This is a genomic window from Luteimonas terricola, from assembly GCF_004352845.1.
Taxonomy (GTDB): domain Bacteria; phylum Pseudomonadota; class Gammaproteobacteria; order Xanthomonadales; family Xanthomonadaceae; genus Luteimonas; species Luteimonas terricola.
The window spans coordinates 94809-110636 of the sequence record NZ_SJRX01000001.1 but is presented as its reverse complement, the minus strand read 5'-3'; the positions used below and the strand labels follow the sequence as shown (position 1 = coordinate 110636).

General features: G+C 68.2%; 13 protein-coding genes. 9 read left to right on the top strand and 4 right to left on the bottom strand.

Features of this window, described 5'->3' with window-relative positions; all coding sequences use genetic code 11:
• Positions 1-48 precede the first annotated feature (48 nt).
• Both thiD and E2169_RS00490 read left to right on the top strand, forming a co-directional pair.
• A complete protein-coding gene (thiD, locus tag E2169_RS00495; RefSeq protein ID WP_132984668.1) occupies positions 49-852 on the top strand; it encodes a bifunctional hydroxymethylpyrimidine kinase/phosphomethylpyrimidine kinase in 804 nt (267 codons plus the stop codon).
• The gene (locus E2169_RS00490; RefSeq protein WP_132984667.1) at positions 849-1718 is read left to right on the top strand and encodes an alpha/beta hydrolase family protein; all 870 of its coding nucleotides are present in this window, start codon (positions 849-851) and stop codon (positions 1716-1718) included. The genes thiD and E2169_RS00490 overlap by 4 nt, the downstream gene beginning before the upstream one ends.
• On the opposite strand, the gene galE is transcribed toward E2169_RS00490, so the two are convergent.
• On the bottom strand, positions 1708-2766 hold the full coding sequence (galE, locus tag E2169_RS00485) for a UDP-glucose 4-epimerase GalE (RefSeq protein WP_132984666.1): 1059 nt from the start codon (positions 2764-2766) through the stop codon (positions 1708-1710). The genes E2169_RS00490 and galE overlap by 11 nt on opposite strands.
• A 133-nt stretch (positions 2767-2899) precedes the next feature.
• Here galE and E2169_RS00480 point away from each other — a divergent pair, with 133 nt between their 5' ends.
• The 6 genes from E2169_RS00480 (at position 2900) to E2169_RS00455 (ending at position 11474) form a co-directional block, all read left to right on the top strand.
• Positions 2900-3511, top strand: coding sequence for an XrtA/PEP-CTERM system exopolysaccharide export protein (locus tag E2169_RS00480; protein WP_132984665.1), 612 nt, complete (start codon positions 2900-2902; stop codon positions 3509-3511).
• The gene (locus E2169_RS00475) at positions 3511-5100 is read left to right on the top strand and encodes an XrtA system polysaccharide chain length determinant (protein ID WP_132984664.1); all 1590 of its coding nucleotides are present in this window, start codon (positions 3511-3513) and stop codon (positions 5098-5100) included. Before E2169_RS00480 ends, E2169_RS00475 begins: the two co-directional genes overlap by 1 nt.
• 41 nt (positions 5101-5141) lie before the next feature.
• The gene (locus tag E2169_RS00470) at positions 5142-5882 is read left to right on the top strand and encodes a P-loop NTPase family protein (RefSeq protein WP_132984663.1); all 741 of its coding nucleotides are present in this window, start codon (positions 5142-5144) and stop codon (positions 5880-5882) included.
• Positions 5883-5908: 26 nt separating this feature from the next.
• Positions 5909-7210 (top strand): porin family protein, encoded by a 1302-nt coding sequence (locus E2169_RS00465; protein WP_132984662.1) that lies wholly within the window; start codon positions 5909-5911, stop codon positions 7208-7210.
• A gap of 281 nt (positions 7211-7491) precedes the next feature.
• Complete coding sequence (locus E2169_RS00460; RefSeq protein WP_132984661.1) at positions 7492-9780, top strand: HzsA-related protein; 2289 nt, start codon at positions 7492-7494, stop codon at positions 9778-9780.
• Positions 9781-9998: 218 nt separating this feature from the next.
• The gene (locus E2169_RS00455; RefSeq protein ID WP_229659145.1) at positions 9999-11474 is read left to right on the top strand and encodes a TIGR03013 family XrtA/PEP-CTERM system glycosyltransferase; all 1476 of its coding nucleotides are present in this window, start codon (positions 9999-10001) and stop codon (positions 11472-11474) included.
• A gap of 25 nt (positions 11475-11499) precedes the next feature.
• On the opposite strand, the gene E2169_RS00450 is transcribed toward E2169_RS00455, so the two are convergent.
• A complete protein-coding gene (locus E2169_RS00450) occupies positions 11500-12414 on the bottom strand; it encodes a glycosyltransferase (RefSeq protein ID WP_132984660.1) in 915 nt (304 codons plus the stop codon).
• On the opposite strand from E2169_RS00450, the gene E2169_RS00445 reads away from it, so the two are divergent.
• A complete protein-coding gene (locus tag E2169_RS00445) occupies positions 12413-13438 on the top strand; it encodes a polysaccharide deacetylase family protein (protein WP_165942279.1) in 1026 nt (341 codons plus the stop codon). The two genes, E2169_RS00450 and E2169_RS00445, sit on opposite strands and share 2 nt — an antisense overlap.
• A 14-nt stretch (positions 13439-13452) precedes the next feature.
• Here the strand turns inward: E2169_RS00445 and E2169_RS00440 are convergent, their stop codons facing one another.
• Both E2169_RS00440 and E2169_RS00435 read right to left on the bottom strand, forming a co-directional pair.
• The gene (locus tag E2169_RS00440; RefSeq protein ID WP_165942278.1) at positions 13453-14724 is read right to left on the bottom strand and encodes a PQQ-dependent sugar dehydrogenase; all 1272 of its coding nucleotides are present in this window, start codon (positions 14722-14724) and stop codon (positions 13453-13455) included.
• A gap of 69 nt (positions 14725-14793) precedes the next feature.
• Positions 14794-15825 carry a hypothetical protein gene (locus E2169_RS00435; protein ID WP_132984657.1) on the bottom strand — a complete coding sequence of 344 codons (1032 nt, stop codon included), beginning with the start codon at positions 15823-15825 and terminating at the stop codon, positions 14794-14796.
• Between the last annotated feature and the right edge of the window lie 3 nt (positions 15826-15828).

Genomic DNA, 15828 nt, shown 5'->3' with positions numbered 1-15828 from the left:
CCCGTATCCTTGTGCACAACGTTCCGGGACACCGCTCTCACCACCAACATGACCCCGCCCATTTCCGCACTGACCATCGCCGGTTCCGACTCCGGCGGAGGCGCCGGCATCCAGGCCGACCTCAAGACCTTTGCCGCCCACGGCGTGCACGGCCTGTCGGCGATCACTGCGCTCACCGCCCAGCACACGCGCGGCGTGATCGCCGTCCACGTGCCACCGGTGGCGTTCCTGCGCGCGCAGATCGACGCCTGCTTCGACGACTTCGACATCGGGGCGGTCAAGCTCGGCATGCTGGCCTCGGCGGAGGTGATCCACGCCGTTGCCGACGCGCTCGAGGCACACCGGCCCGCACAGCTGGTGGTCGACCCGGTGATGGTGGCGACCTCCGGCGCGCGCCTCCTCGAAGAAGACGCGCTCGAGGCGCTGCGCACGCGCCTGCTGCCGATGGCGGGCATCCTCACTCCCAATATTCCCGAGGCCGAACTGCTGCTCGGCACGCGCATCACCGACGCCGCCGACGCGGATGCGGCGCTGGACGCGCTGCTCGCGCTCGGCGCCCGCGCAGTGCTGCTCAAGGGCGGCCACCTTGACGAGGGCGACGAGGTCGTCGATCGCTATGCCGATGCCACGGCGCGCACCGCCTTCCGGGGCCCGCGCATGCAGGTGGACGGCCACGGCACCGGCTGCACCCTGGCCTCGGCGATCGCCGCCAACCTCTGTCGCGGCCGCGGCATGCGCGATGCCTGCGGCCAAGGGGTGGAGTACATCCGCGACGCGCTGCGCGAAGGCCTGCGTCCTGGGCGCAGCGACGTGCTCGTGCTCGGGCACTTCGCCGCGCGCCGGCCGGCATGACGGCCCAAGGCCCGGCACGCGCCGGGGACGCGGTCGATCCGCTCGGGACCACGATCGCGCTGGAAACCACGGACGGCCACCGCTTCGAGCTGCTGGCCTGCATTCCCGACGCCCCGCAGCGCAGCCTGCTCTGGCTGCCCGCGCTGGGCGTCGCCGCGCGCCACTACCTGCCCTTCGCGCAGGCCCTGGCGCAGCGCGGCGTCGCCGTCTTCCTGCACGAATGGCGCGGCCACGGCAGCAGCAGCCTGCGCGCCGGCCGCCACTGCGACTGGGGCTATCGCGAACTGCTCACGCGCGACGTCCCCGCCAGCGAGGCCGCGGTCGCCGCGGCGGCGCCTGGACTGCCACGCGTCGCCGGCGGCCACAGCCTGGGCGGGCAGCTCGCGTGCTGTCGCCTGGGCCTGGATCCCGATGCCTTCGACACGCTGTGGCTCGCAGGTTGCGGCGCGCCGTACTGGCGAGCCTTCCCGCGGCGCCAGAGGCTCTGGTTGCCGCTGGCCTACCGCGCCCTGCCGTGGCTGGCCGACCGCGCCGGCAGCCTCCCCGGCCGGCGCCTGGGCTTCGGCGGCAACGAGGCCCGCGGCGTGATGCGCGACTGGGCCGGCACCGCCACCAGCGGTCGCTACGCCGCAGTGGGTCTTGGCGACCTGGAAGCGGCCATGGCCGCTGCCCCGGTGCAGGTGCGCGCCGTGCTTCTCGAGCGCGACTGGCTGGCACCGGCGTCCTCGCTGCGTTACCTGCTGTCGAAGCTGCCGAAGGCACGGGCGGAGGTCACGACCCTGGACGCCGGGACGCTTGGCGCTCCGGCAGACCATTTCCAGTGGATGAAGTCGCCGGAGGCGGTCGCGGACTGGTTCAGCCGCTGACGTCCACCCCGTCCGCACCGTCGCCATCCCCACCGGCATCCTCGTAGCCACGCGGATTCCGCGACTGCCAGAGCCAGGCGTCGCGGCACATCGCGTCGATACCGTACTCCGCGCGCCATCCCAGCAGCACCTGTGCGAGCGAAGGGTCGGCATAGACCTCGGCGACGTCGCCCGGGCGACGCGCGACGATGTCGTACGGCACCTCGCGGCCCGAAGCGCGCTCGAACGCCCGCACCAGCTCCAGCACGCTGGTGCCGCGCCCCGTGCCCAGGTTGATATTGGCGCTCCGGCCTTCGCGGACGAGGACATCGAGCGCGTCCGCATGCGCACGCGCCAGGTCCACGACGTGGATGTAGTCGCGCACGCCGGTGCCGTCCACCGTCGGCCAGTCGCCGCCGAAGACCGCGAGCCGCTCGCGCTGCCCCATCGCGACCTGGCAGATGTAGGGCATCAGGTTGTTCGGCACCCCGCCCGGCGCTTCGCCGATCAGCCCCGAAGGGTGCGCACCCACCGGATTGAAGTAGCGCAGGTTGACGGCGTGAAAGCCCGGATCGCTGGCGCACAGGTCGCCGATCAGCTGCTCCATCACCAGCTTGGTGCGGCCGTAGGGATTGGTGGTCCGCAGCGGGGCGTCCTCGCGCACCGGGACCGAGTCCGGGTCACCGTAGACGGTGGCCGAAGAACTGAACACCAGCCGGCGGACGCCGTGCGCGTGCATCGCCTGCAGCAGGTGGATGGTGCCGCCGATGTTGTTGTCGAAGTAGTCCAGCGGCCGCTCGCAGGATTCGCCGACGGCCTTCAGCGCGGCGAAGTGGACCACTGCATCGAAGCGGCCCTGGGCCAGCAGGCCGTGGACGCCTTCGCGGTCGCGCAGGTCGACCTGATGGAACGCCACCGGCGCACCGGTGATCTGCTGCAGCCGCCCGATCACGCTCGGCGAACTGTTGCTGAAGTTGTCAGCGATCACCAGCTGGTGCCCCCGGCCGGCCAGCACCACGCAGGTATGGCTGCCGATGTAGCCGGTGCCGCCGTAGACCAGGATGCGCATGCCGTGCCCGTTTCCGGAGGAGGGTTCCATTATCCACGACCGGGCGGTCACCGCCGGCCACGGTGACCGGTGCGACGGCCGATCCACGTTGTCCAATGCATCGCCAGTCGAAGAACGGGATCCCCAGATGCGCATGTTCAGGCAAGTAATCGTCATGTTGCTGTTGGTCGCGCTGGCCGCCTGCAGCACCGGGGGCGGGCTCGTCGAGGCGCCGCCGGAGCAGCAGCGGGCCCCGGTCGAGGACTACGCCATCGGCATCGACGACATCGTGCAGGTCACCGTTTGGCGTAACCCCGAGCTCGGGATCACCGTGCCGGTGCGGCCGGACGGCAGGATCTCCGTGCCGCTGATCGGCGACGTGATGGCCGCCGGACTCACCCCGGCGCAGGTCGCGGCCGACATCCAGGAGAAGCTGGGCGCCTACGTCCGCGATCCGCAGGTCGCGGTCATTCTCACCGACCTGCGCAGCCACGAATACCTCTCGCGGGTCCGGGTGACCGGCGCCGTGCGCTCTCCCGTTTCAATCCCGCATCGCCAGGGCATGACCGTGCTCGACGCGGTATTGGCCGCGGGCGGCGTCAACGAGTTCGCGGCACCGGACCGCTCCAGCCTGTACCGCAAGAGTGGCAGCGGAACCACCAGCTACGCCATCCGCCTGGACAAGATCATCAACCGCGGTGACCTGTCGACCAACTTCACGGTCGCGCCGGGCGACATCATCACCGTGCCGGAGCGCGCGTTCTGATGCAGCCGAGCACCCTGCCCGTTCCCCAGCGGCCCACCAGTCTTGGGCCCGCGACCACGCAGATCCTTCCTATCGAGTATGCCAGGCTCCTTTTCAAGGAGGGTCGCCGCCGCATCGTGATGCTGTCGCTCATCTTCACCGCGATCGCCGCGTTGACGTTCTTGACGGGTGTATTCGTGGTCGCCAGGAGCTACGAGGTTTCAGTAACGATCCTCGCGCAGGACAGCGACATCATCACGCCGCTGCTCGAGGGCCGCGCCGTCCCCACCGGCGTGACCGATCGCGCCGGCATGGCCCGCCAGATCGTGTATAGCCGCAAGGTCCTGTCGGAGATCATCGGCGTCGGTGGCTGGGACGGCGGCGGCAACCTCAGCCCGCTGCAGGAGGACCGCCTGATGGAGGAGATCCAGGGCCGCACCCTCGTCGCCAGTCCGCGCCCCGACATCGTCCAGATCAGCTATCGCGACACCGATCCTCAACGCGCCTATGAAGTGACCGATGCCATGGGTTCGCTGTTCATCGAGGAAACGCTCGCCACCAAGGAGCGCGAGAGCCGCCAGGCGTATGAGTTCATCGACGCGCAGGTGCAGATGTACCAGCGCAAGCTCGTCGAGGCCGAGAACAACCTGCATGAGTACCGCGTCCGCAACGAGGACGCGCAGCCGGGCAGCGCAGTTGACGCCAACTCGCGGATCTCGGCCCTGCGCACGCAGGTGGAACAGACCCGTATGGCCGTTCTCGAACAGGAGTCACGCGAAGCCTCGATCACCGCGCAGCTCTCCGGGGAATCCGCAGTCACCACGGTGCAGACGCGGGAAATGCTGCACCGGACCCGTCTGATCGAGCTGCAGGCCGAACTCGACCGGCTGCTGCTGACCTTCACCGACCGCCACCCGGACGTCGTGCGCACCCGGCACCAGATGGAGGACGCCCAGCGACAGTTGGACCAGGAACAGAGTCGCGTTGCGTCCCGCTCGTCGTCCACCCGCAGCGATGACTCACAACTCAATCCGCTGTACCAGGAGTTGCGCAGCCAGCTCTCACAGGCACAGCGCGATGTCGCGGCCACGCGCTCGCGGATGGTCGCCGCCGAGAGCCTGCTCAGCGACGAACTGGCCCGCAGCCGCCGCATCGCCGCCCAGGAAGGCGCACTCGCGGGGTTGAACCGGGAATACGACGTCAACCAGGAGATCTACCAGGACATGCTGCGCCGCCGCGAAAACGCCCGCGTCTCGATGGGACTCGACCAGGAGAACCGCGGCCTGACCCTGCGCGTGCAGGATCCGCCGACGATACCGCTGCGCCCCACTGGCCTGCGCTTCATGCATATCGCAGCCGCAGGCATGCTGCTCGCAGTCGCAATGCCACTCGGCCTGCTGTGGCTGCTGGTGCGCTTCGATCCGCGGGTGCGCAGCCCGCAGTTGATCGAATCGAAGAGCCGCTACCCGCTGCTGGCGACGATCCCCGCCTACCCGTCGCCGCGAGAGCGCCGCAGGCAGTACTTCGACATCGGCATCGGCTCCGTGCTGGTGACGGGTGTGCTGCTGCTGTACCTGCTGACCTACATCCACAAGATGTCCCAAGGCTGAGCCGACACCGGAGCCACCAGACCATTGCCATGGAGCAGATCGTGAATGCACGCCGTAATACGCTGACCCCCCAGGCCGGGGGTGAAGCCGGCTCCCGTTCCATTACCCGCACCGACCCGGGCCTGCAGCCACTGTCGCCGCGTGCGCTCGAGGAGCGCAAGCTGATCCATCGCAATGACTCCGTGCGCAGCCAGGCGGATGCGTTCCGTGGGCTGCGCACCAAGCTGCTGGCGCTGGGTCGGGACAGGGATTTCATCACCCTGGTCGCCCCGGTGCAGGCGGGCTGCGGCGGCAGCTTCGTTGCCCGCAACCTGGCGGCCGCGTTTGCATTCGACAACAGCAGGACCGCTCTGCTGGTCGACTGCGATGCATTGCATCCGACACAGCACAAGGCCCTCGGCGTTGATGTCGCCAGCGGCGGAATGATGGACTACCTCGATGGCAGCATCACCGACCTGGCCGCCATCCAGTACCAGACCGGACTGCCGCGGCTGCACCTGGTTCCAAGCGGCACGCCACGCGAGACCGCCGGGGAATACTTCAGCTCCAGCCGCATGCGCATGATGATCGATTCATTACGCGGGACGCAGTCCAACCGCCATCTGATCCTGGACGGCCCGCCGACGCTCGACTCACCCGACGCGAGGATCCTGTCCGACCTGGCCGACCTGATCGTCGTGGTCGCAGGCTACGGGCAGGTCACGGTCGACAGCATCAACGATGCCGCCTCGAACTTCGATCCCGACAAGCTCGCCGGCATCGTGTTCAACAACATCTACTGACCGGCCACGCAGGACGGGATGCCACCATGAGAACCCGAGGGATCCACCCTTCCGCCCTCTGCGCGGCGTTGCTTGCCGCAGCGCCCTTCCACGCGGATGCGTTCCGCATCGACTATGTGGTCGACCTTGGCATCGAGCACGACGACAACGTGCTGATGTCGGCGATCGATCCCGCCGACTCGAACGCGCTGCGGGCCGGGTTCGGATTCGTGGTGTCGGAGGAGACCTCGACGGTCCAGGCCAATTTCGGCGGCCGCTTCGAATACTGGAACTACGTGGATGGCCCCCAGTCCAACGCCTTCGATACCAGTCTGGCCGGCCGATTGAACTGGTTCTTCATCCCGGAGAAGCTCAGTTTCACGATCGAGGACAGCCTGGAGATGCGGCCGATCGACCGGTTTGCACCCGACACGGTCGACAACCGCCAGCGGGTGAACGTGCTGGCGCTGGGGCCGAACGTCCAGTTCAACTGGAGCCGGTCGGTCGACGGTCGATTCGAGCTCCGCTGGATCGACAGCCGGGCCGAGGAAGCTGACGACCTCGAATCGCAACGGCTCAGCGCTGCACTGCACGCCATCCGGATCCTCGATTCGACGAGCAGCCTGTCGCTGAGCCTGCGCGGCCAGGATGTCGACTACAAGCACGATCTCACCGCCCGAGACCATCGCCGCTACGACGGTTACCTGAGTTACGACAGGCAGCTCGCCCGTCTCGGCTTCGGGCTTGTCGCCGGTTACACATGGGCGGACTATGCCGATGGCAGCTCCATATCCCACCCGCTGATCCGCGCGCGGGCCGAATGGGCCGTCAGCGCGCGCAACTCCCTCTCGCTCGGCGTTGCACACCAGCTGACGGACTCCTCGGATTCGGCGATCGCAGGCATCACTGCTGCCACCAGCGTGCCGGACAGGCTGTCCACGGCGTCCGTCTCCCTCAACTCGTCGATCTACGAGGAAGACCGGATCGAGCTCAACTGGACCTACCTCCACGACCGTCTTGGGTTCACGTTCGGACCCTACTACGAGCGCATCGACTTCCTCGATGCCACCGCCTTCGACGAGACCCGGCGCGGCGTGCTGATGCAGTTGTCCTACCGGCTGGCACCGACCTGGGACCTGCGCACCTACGCCGACGTCGCGCGCTCGGACTTCCGCGACCTCGACCTGCGCACGGAAGACACGCGCTTTGGATTCGGCCTGCACAAGACGTGGTCGCGCCACTGGAGCAGTGCCCTGGACTACGCCCACTACCGGCGCGAGGCAAATGGACCGTTCGGCGACAGCCGCCAGAACATCTGGTACCTGAGCGTGACCTATCGCAACCGCTGAGGAGCGCTCGGTGGCCGCGGTCATCCAGGCTGCAACGCACCGGGTCGGGCGGGACCGCCGGCGATGCTTGACCCCCTTGCGCGTTCAGCGTGTAGTTGACTTGGCGACCGACCGTTCACCTATGATCCACGCCGTCTTCTCAGGGGAAAGACAGCCAACTTGAGGGCTTTGGCTCTGGCCGCGACCGCGGCCCTGGCCGGATGCTCCCAGTTCGGCTGGACAGGGACGCCGCCGACAGACGCTCCGCGCACGCGGCCATATCCGTTCCGGCAGGAATTCCCATGACACCTCTTTTCCGCGCGTTATCCCTCCCGGCGCTCGCCGGCTTCCTCTTATCCATCGCCGCCTGTTCGGCCGAACTGCCGGGCGCCGCGGCCATTGGCAAGACCTCACGCAACAATCTGACGGGCGTCGCAATTTCGACCCAAGCCGCGCCTCCAACCGCGCAGGCCCCAAGCATCGCCAACGCCCCCTCGAACGCCATCCTGTTCGTCACCCAGGTCCCCACGCAGGGCGGTGACCCCTTCGCCAGCCGCCTGTCGACGTTCGCCAACCATCGCGCGAGCATGACTTCGACGCTGCGTGGCGGCGACCTGATGATCCGCTACGCCGACGGCGCGCTGCGCAACCTGACCCGGGAGGCCGGCCACGGCATGGACGGCCTGCAGGGCGCGCAGGCCATCGCGGTACGCGAACCGACCGTGCACTGGAGCGGCACCCGGGCCATCTTCAGCATGGTGATCGGCGCCCCCCTGCAGCGCTACGGCTCGACCAACGGGAAGTGGCAGCTCTACGAGATCACCGGGCTCGGGCGGAACCAGGCGGCGACCATCACCAAGGTCGCCAGACAGCCCGTGGACTACAACAACGTCTCCCCTCTCTACACCAGCGACGGCGATATCCTGTTCACTTCGGACCGCCCACGCCTCGGTGAAGCCCATCTGTATCCAAACCTGGACGAGTACGAAAGCACGCCGACCATCACCGGCATCTACCGGCTCGATCCGTCCAGCGGCGACCTGACGATCCTCAATCACGCCCCCAGCGGTGCGTACAGTCCGACCATCGACAGTTATGGCCGGATCATCTTCACCCGCTGGGACCACCTGCAGCACGACCAGCAGCAGGACGGCTCGATCGACCTCGGCTACACCTACGACCCGTTCAATTATTCGAGCGAAGCGTCGAACGCGACCCGGGTGGGACGGTTCCGCGACACCTTCCCCGAGCGCAGAGCACAGACCAATACGCCCTACGGACGGGTCAAGGCACACACCTACAACCTGTTCGCGCCTTGGCAGATGCGCCAGGACGGCACCGAAGAGCTGACGCTCAACCACATCGGTCGCCATGAGATGGTCGGCTCATACAGCTACCTGCCGCGCGCGTTCATGGACGACAATGCGCTGTCGGACAACGTCAACCTGTCGAACTTCGCCAACCGCAAGCACATCCGCATGGACGGTGGCATCTTCCACATCCGCGAGAACCCGGTGTCGCCGGGCGTCTATTACGGCATCTACGCCCGCGAGTTCGGGGAAGGCACCACCAACCAGATCGTGCGCTTCAACGGCGCACCGACGCTCAACGCCGAGCAGATGGTGATCAGCGACGCCAGCCCCGCGGCCGGCGGCGGCGGTCTGCCTGGCGGACGCTTCCGCAATCCCTTGCCGCTGATGTCGGGCGGCATGGTGGCCAGCTACACGCCGGACGCCACCTTCGGCGGATCATCGTCCCTGCGGTTGCGGCAGCTCGACGTGAATGGCTCCAACATGTTCGTCGCCGGCGCGGCGCTGACGCCCGGCATCAACAAGACGGTTTCGTGGTGGACGGACAGCGCGTCGCCGCATCAGTACAGCGGTGAGCTCTGGGAGATCGAGGCCGTCGAGGTGGTGGTGCGGACAACTCCTCCTGCAACCGGGCATCCGGAGGTTCCGGCGGCCGAGCGCGCGGTCCTCACCGCCGAGGGCATCGACGAAGGCGTGCTGCGCGACTGGCTGCGGAGCAACGACCTGGCCCTGATCGTGACCCGCAACCAGACCAGCCGCGACCGCGGCGACACCCAGCAGCCGTACAACCTGCAGGTCCCCGGCGGCGAGCGCACGACCCGCGGCAGTGGCCAGATCTACGACATCGCGCACTACCAGATCGTGCAGGCAAACCTGGTGCGCGCGTACGGCAGCGGCATCGACGGTCGACGTCCGGTCGCACAGCCGATGGCAGTACCCAGCAACCCCACGAACCCCGCAGGCCCGGCCGGCAGCGTCAGGATCGCCGCCGATGGCTCCACGGCCGCCTTCGTGCCCGCAAGGCGTGCACTGAGCTGGCAGACGGTCGATCCCGGCGGCGAGCCGGTCGTGCGCGAGCGCGTGTGGCTCACCCTGCAGCCCGGCGAGATCCGGACCTGTGCCGGTTGCCACGGCGAAAATACCCGCAATCAGGCCGGCGAACCGACGCCGACCAACCAGCCGCAGGCGCTGCGAGAGCTGATGCGCCATTGGAAGCAGATCCAGGCCGATGCCCCTTCGGTGCGGAACGGATCCAAGCCGCTGCTCCCCCCGAGGCCCTGATCCGGCAGCTCACGTCCCGGGCCATCAGGCCCGGGGCTCATCCTGCGCGCGGTAAAACCGGAGCAGTGTCGATCGAATCGGCGCGGCCTCTTCAGCAATCTTCTCAAGCCGTGGTCCGGATTGACCGGGAACTCGCGTTCCTTTGAACGAGACGGGATGCACGGCCTCCAGGCCGGGTGCACCCGCTGCTCAGTTCCGATCGAGGCAGAGGCAGGTAAATGGCCAGGGGCGAATCGAACAATCTGCAGCACACCATGCCCCTGGCATCGGTCACCCACAGCGGCCATGTGCCGCGCTTGATCCGGAGCACGGCCTCGCGATGGCGCAGCCTGATCCTGCTGACCGAAGCGTTGCTGCTCGTCAGTGCGGTGTTCCTGGCCGTCTACCTGCGCTTCATTACCCACGCCGATCCCCTGCAGACCTATGCCGCGATCTCCGTGCAGTTCGTCCGCGCAACCCTCTTCGCCGTCATGATGATGCTCGGCATGACCGCCATGGGCATGTACCAGACCCATCTGCGCGACACCTGGTTCGGTGCAGTTGCGCGCCAGGCAGTCGCATTCCTGCTCGGCACGTTCGGTCTGCTGGTGCTCTATTACATCGTTCCGCCGGTGGAGATCGGCCGCGGCGTACTGGCACTGGCACTGACGATCGGGTTCTTGATGATCGCGGTGTTCCGTCTCCTCTCCGCACGCCTTGTGGACGTCGACGCGCTGAAGCAGCGGGTGCTGGTGATCGGCGCGGGCGAACGGGCCGCCCTGATCGAGCAGCGCCTGCGCCGCCGTGCAGACCGGCGCGGCTTCTGCCTCATCGGCTACGTATCCTACGGTTCCGAAGCCCCTGCCGTGGATGCGGACAAGCTGCTCACGCTTGGCGTCCCCCTCCACCAATGGGCGGTAGCGCACCAGATCGACGAGATCGTGTTCGGCCCGGATGACCGGCGCGGCGACGTGCCCATGGAGGATCTGCTGCAGTGCAGGCAGGTCGGAATCAAGATCATCGACCTGGTGTCGTTCTTTGAACGCGAAGCGGGCAAGATCAAGCTTGCGCTCGTGGATCCATCCTGGCTGGTGTTCTCCGGCGGCTTCGACAGCTCGCCCGTCCGCGTGCTGAGCAAGCGTGGGTTCGACATCTTCATGTCCGTCGCGGTGCTTGCGCTGACCTGGCCGCTCCTCATTCTCGTAGCAGCCGCAATCTGGATCGAATCCGGCCAGGGACAGCCGATCCTGTATCGTCAGCAACGTGTCGGACTGCTCGGGAAGACCTTCCACCTGGTCAAGTTCCGCAGCATGCGCACGGATGCGGAGAAGGACGGTGTCGCCCGCTGGGCGGGCGCGAACGATTGCCGCGTCACCCGCGTGGGGCGCATCATCCGACGCACGCGCCTGGACGAGCTGCCGCAGCTCTGGAACATCCTCAGGGGCGACATGAGCATTGTCGGCCCGCGCCCCGAACGACCCGAATTCGTTGCCGACCTGGACGGCTGCCTGCGCTACTACAGCCTGCGCCACTGCGTGCGTCCCGGCCTGGCGGGCTGGGCCCAGCTTCGCTATGCCTACGGGGCATCGAAGGAGGATGCGGAAGAGAAGCTCAAGTACGATCTGTTCTACGTCAAGAACCACAACCTGCTGTTCGATCTCCTGATCCTGGTCCAGACCCTGGAGGTGGTGATCTTCGGGCGAGGAGTGCGCTGACGCGCGGAGGAACCCGTCGACGTCGTCAGCGCGGCAGCAGCGAACGGAGCGCCCGCCTACCGGCGCTTGGCAACAAGCGGAGCAACCGCCCTCGAAGCGCACCACCCGGCTTCAACGCCCACGCCTTGCGCGCCAGCGACCAGCTGTCGCGGTAGCGCCCGCTCCAGATGCAGCTCTCCGCGTTCTTGACGTAGGCCGTCGCCAGCGCCTGCCTGCGCACATCGTCCGGCACCTGGCCGGTTGCGGCCTCGGTCGCGCGTTCCATCACCCGGATGTAGTCGTCCTCGGTCGATGCCAGCGCCGACAGGCCATCGTGCCCGCGCAATGCGCGCGCCAACGGCTCGGCGACGACGCCGATCGGCCAGCGCGCGGCAACGCGCAGGTGGAAGTCCAGGTCCTCGGCCGTTCGCAGGCTCTCGTCGAAACCACCGACGGTTTCGTACACCTGGCGCTGCATCAGCACCGACAGTGGCGCCAGTGCGGGATCGCACAGCACCCAGCGCAGCGCCGGCCCATCGACCGGAACCTGCCGTCGCCGGTCGAACACGTCGATCAGCGAGCCGTCCGGATTCACGCGGAAGACGTTGCACAGCACCATGCCTATGTCCGGACGGGCCTCCAGGAACTCGACCTGGCGCGCGGTCTTCTCCGGCAGCCATTCGTCGTCGCTGTCGAGCAGTGCCAGGTAGCGCCCTCGTGCCAGCGCCAGGCCACGGTTGCGGGCCGCCGAGACGCCGGCGTTGTCCTGCCGCACGCAGATGATGCGTTCCCCGTAGCGCTCGGCAAGATATTCGCCGGTACCGTCGCTGGAGCCATCGTCAACGACGATGATCTCCTCGACCGGTCGCGTCTGCGCGAGCACTGAATCGACCGCCCGCGCGATCAGGCCGCGGCGGTTCCAGGTCGGTATGATGACGGAAGTTTCGGGGATGTCGGCCATGGCGGCGGATCTGCTCAAGCGTGCACTTTATCGAAGCGGCCTGCTCGGGCTGTACCACCGCCTGCGCAACCGCCGCGCGCTGACGGTCATCATGTTCCACCGCGTGCTGACTGAACAAGACCCGCGCTGGGCTTCCTGCGACCCCGACTACACCCTGGAGGCCGGCCTGCTCGAACGCTGCCTCGCCTTCTTCCGCCGGCACTACAACGTGGTCTCCAGCGACGACGTGCTGGCTGCGCGCCGCGATGGGACGCCCCTGCCCGATCGCGCCCTGCTGATCACCTTCGACGACGGCTGGGCCGACAACCACGCCCACGCCCTGCCCCGCCTGCGCGCGGCCGGCATGCCGGCGCTGCTGTTCGCGGTCGCCGACGTCATCGACCGCAACGAACCGTTTTTCCAGGAGCGGCTGATCGCCGCCTTCCGCCTCGGGCGCATCCGCACGCCTGCACTGCTCTCGGCAATGGCCGACGCCGGACATGAACTGTCACCAGTTCCACCCGCCACCATCGATGGCCTGCGCAAGGTCATCGCCGCGCTGGAAGTACTGTCGCCATCGCAACGCGCACGGGTCCTTGCACCGTTCTCCGACGCCATGGACGACGGCGTTCGCCAGATGGTGACCCGCGCCGAGCTGCGCGAACTGGCAGCCGGTGGCGTCGCCATCGGCGTGCACGGCAAGACGCACACGCCGATGCCGCGCGCCGAGGACCTCGATGCCGAACTTGCGACCGCCCGCCACACCGTCGGCGACCACCTCGGCACCGGGGCACCGACGACGATGTCCTACCCGCACGGCCGCTATGACGCCACCGTACTGGCGCGCACACGGGCCGCCGGCTATGAACTCGCCTTCACCAGCAACCCGGTGATGAACGCCATCGACGACAGGCCGTCATGGCTGCTCGGCCGCCTCGGCTTCGAGCAGTCCGGCGTCGTCGACAGCCGGGGCCGCTTCCGGCCCGACTGGCTGGCGCTCCACCTGTTCCGTGCGCCGCAGCGGCGGCTTGCCGCCTCCGCCTGACTCCCGGGACGCCTTCAGTCGGCGTCGCGGATGCGGTACAGCCCGCCGTTCTGGTGGTTCACGAACCACAGCTCGTTGTCCTCGTCCTCGCCGAAGGACGCCACGGTGCCGTAACCGGGCGCGATGCCGCTGTCGATGGACTCCACCTCCAGCCTGCCGGTCGCCGACAGCCTGCCGACGAGCAGTTCGCTGGAGCACGAGTCGGAAAAAACATAGGCGCCCTTCAGCGCAGGGAACGCACCGCGGTACACGAGACCGCCCGTGACCGCACAGCGGCCGTTGACGCCGCGATCATGGTCGAACACCGGGCCGGTCGTACCCGTCTTCTCCGGGCAGTCGGAAGCGCCGGTCGAGGGGTAGGCATGACTGCCCTGGCAACCGGGATAGCCGAGGTTGCCGCTGTCACCGGCGCGGAACAGGCTGATCTCCTCGCGATCCTTGCCGACATCGCCAATCCAGAGATCGCCGTTCGATGCGTCGATACCGAAGCGCCACGGATTGCGCAGGCCATGGACCCAGATCTCGCCGCATTCACCCCGCTTTCCCGCGAACGGGTTGTCGGCCGGAACCGAGTAGGCAGCGCGTCCTTTACCGCCGCAGGCGTTCCTTGCACCGGTAGCGCCATCACTCACGTCGATCCGCAGGATCTTGCCGAGCAGGTTGTCGGTCTTCGATGCGTGGACATGATCCGCCGGTTCGCCGGTGCCGGCGCCGATCGCCCAGTACAGCATGCCGTCGGGGCCGAAGTGGATGTCACCACCATTATGGTTGGCGACCAGCCCTTCCACCCGCATCAGCAGATCGTCCTTGCCGTCGAAGCGGTTCGCAGCCGGGTCCGCGGCCTGCAGGCGGCGCAGCACCAGGCCGTAGCGCTCCCCCTCGCTGGCACCGCTGTAGGCAATGTAGAGCCGGCCGTTGCTGCGGAAGCCGGGATCGAACGCGAGGCCAAGCAGGCCCTGCTCAATGTCATTGGTGGTCACGTCGCGCTCGTAGTACGGCTCCTGCAGCAGCTTGCCGTCGCGATCGAGCACGCGGATGCGGCCTTCACGTTCGAGCACGAACATGCGGCCGCTGCCGTCGCGGGGACTGGCCACTGCGGTCGGGAACTGCAGGCCTTCCCTGAGCACCTGCTCAACCCGGATGCCACCCCCGGCGGTGCCCGGCGCGGCCTGCGCGGCAGTGGCGGCGCGGGTCGATGCCGCCTCGATCGCAGTCGGCACGGCCGATTCGGCACAGCCAGGCGACAGCGCTGCGAACAGGAGTACGGCGGCAAGCTTCGCGTCCATGGTTCCTCCTCCGAGCGGCGCTGCGGATGGCCGCTCCATCATCATGTCGTGCGCGTCGCGCCCGGCCGGCTATTCGTCCTCGTCGGCCGAAGTCAGCCACAGCCGCGCCGCAAACGCCTCCTGCGATGCTCCGGACGAGCGGCCGAACACCGGACGCGCCTCGCGCGCGGCGAACCCCGCCGCACCCCAGGCGCTGGTGGCGGCGGCCGCGCCGAGCTCGACCGAAACCGAAGCGTGGCCGGCCCCGCGCGCGCTGCGCAGCAACGTCGCCAGTTCCGCCCGGGTCGGCCCGACGGCGCCGCGCCGTGACCAGAAGTCGTGCACGTGCAGACCGTGCACGCGCGCCTCGCCGGCGAACCAGGCAAGCGCCCCCCCGTCGGCGTCGCGCACGACCAGGTAACGCACCTCTACCAGTGGCGACTGGTCGAAGCGCCAGCGCAGGAAGGCCAGGTCGCGTACCGCGACCGGACCGTCGCCTGCGCCGGCAAGCGACCACAGCGCGCCCAGGGTCGCGTCCGCGCGTGCCTGCCATTGCCCCTGCAGACGGACGCTGCGCGCCCGCAGGCGCAGGCGGTCGAGGGCATCCAGCGCCCAGCCCGCGGGACCAGCCAGCAGCGCCGGCACCCGGCGACGCGCGTAGTCGCCATGGCGCAGCACGCGGACGTACCGCGTGAGTTCGCCGAGCGGTGCGTATCCCACGCGCTTGAACACCGCCGCGGCCTTCGGATTGGGAAAGCCGTACAGCAGCTCGAAGCGCTTCGCGCCCGCCTTCATCAGTGCCGTCTGCAGGATCAGCGCCGGCCCCAGCGAGCGGTGCACGGGCAGCACGGCGAGGTCCACCAGAACACCCGCGAGCACGCGGCTCCCTCCCATCAGCATCTGTCTTGGCCCGGCGCTGCCGACGCCCACCCACTCACCGCTCTCCTCGTGCCGCAGCAGCAGGGTCAACGGCGCACCGAGCGGGCACTGGCGGTAGAACCAGTCGTACTTGCGCGCCATCCGCGCGTCTTCGCCGAGGTTGCCGCGCCACAGGCCGAGGATGAGGTCGCGGTCGCGCTCGATGTCGGCTTCGTGGACGGTGTAGGCCGGGTTCGTATCCATGCG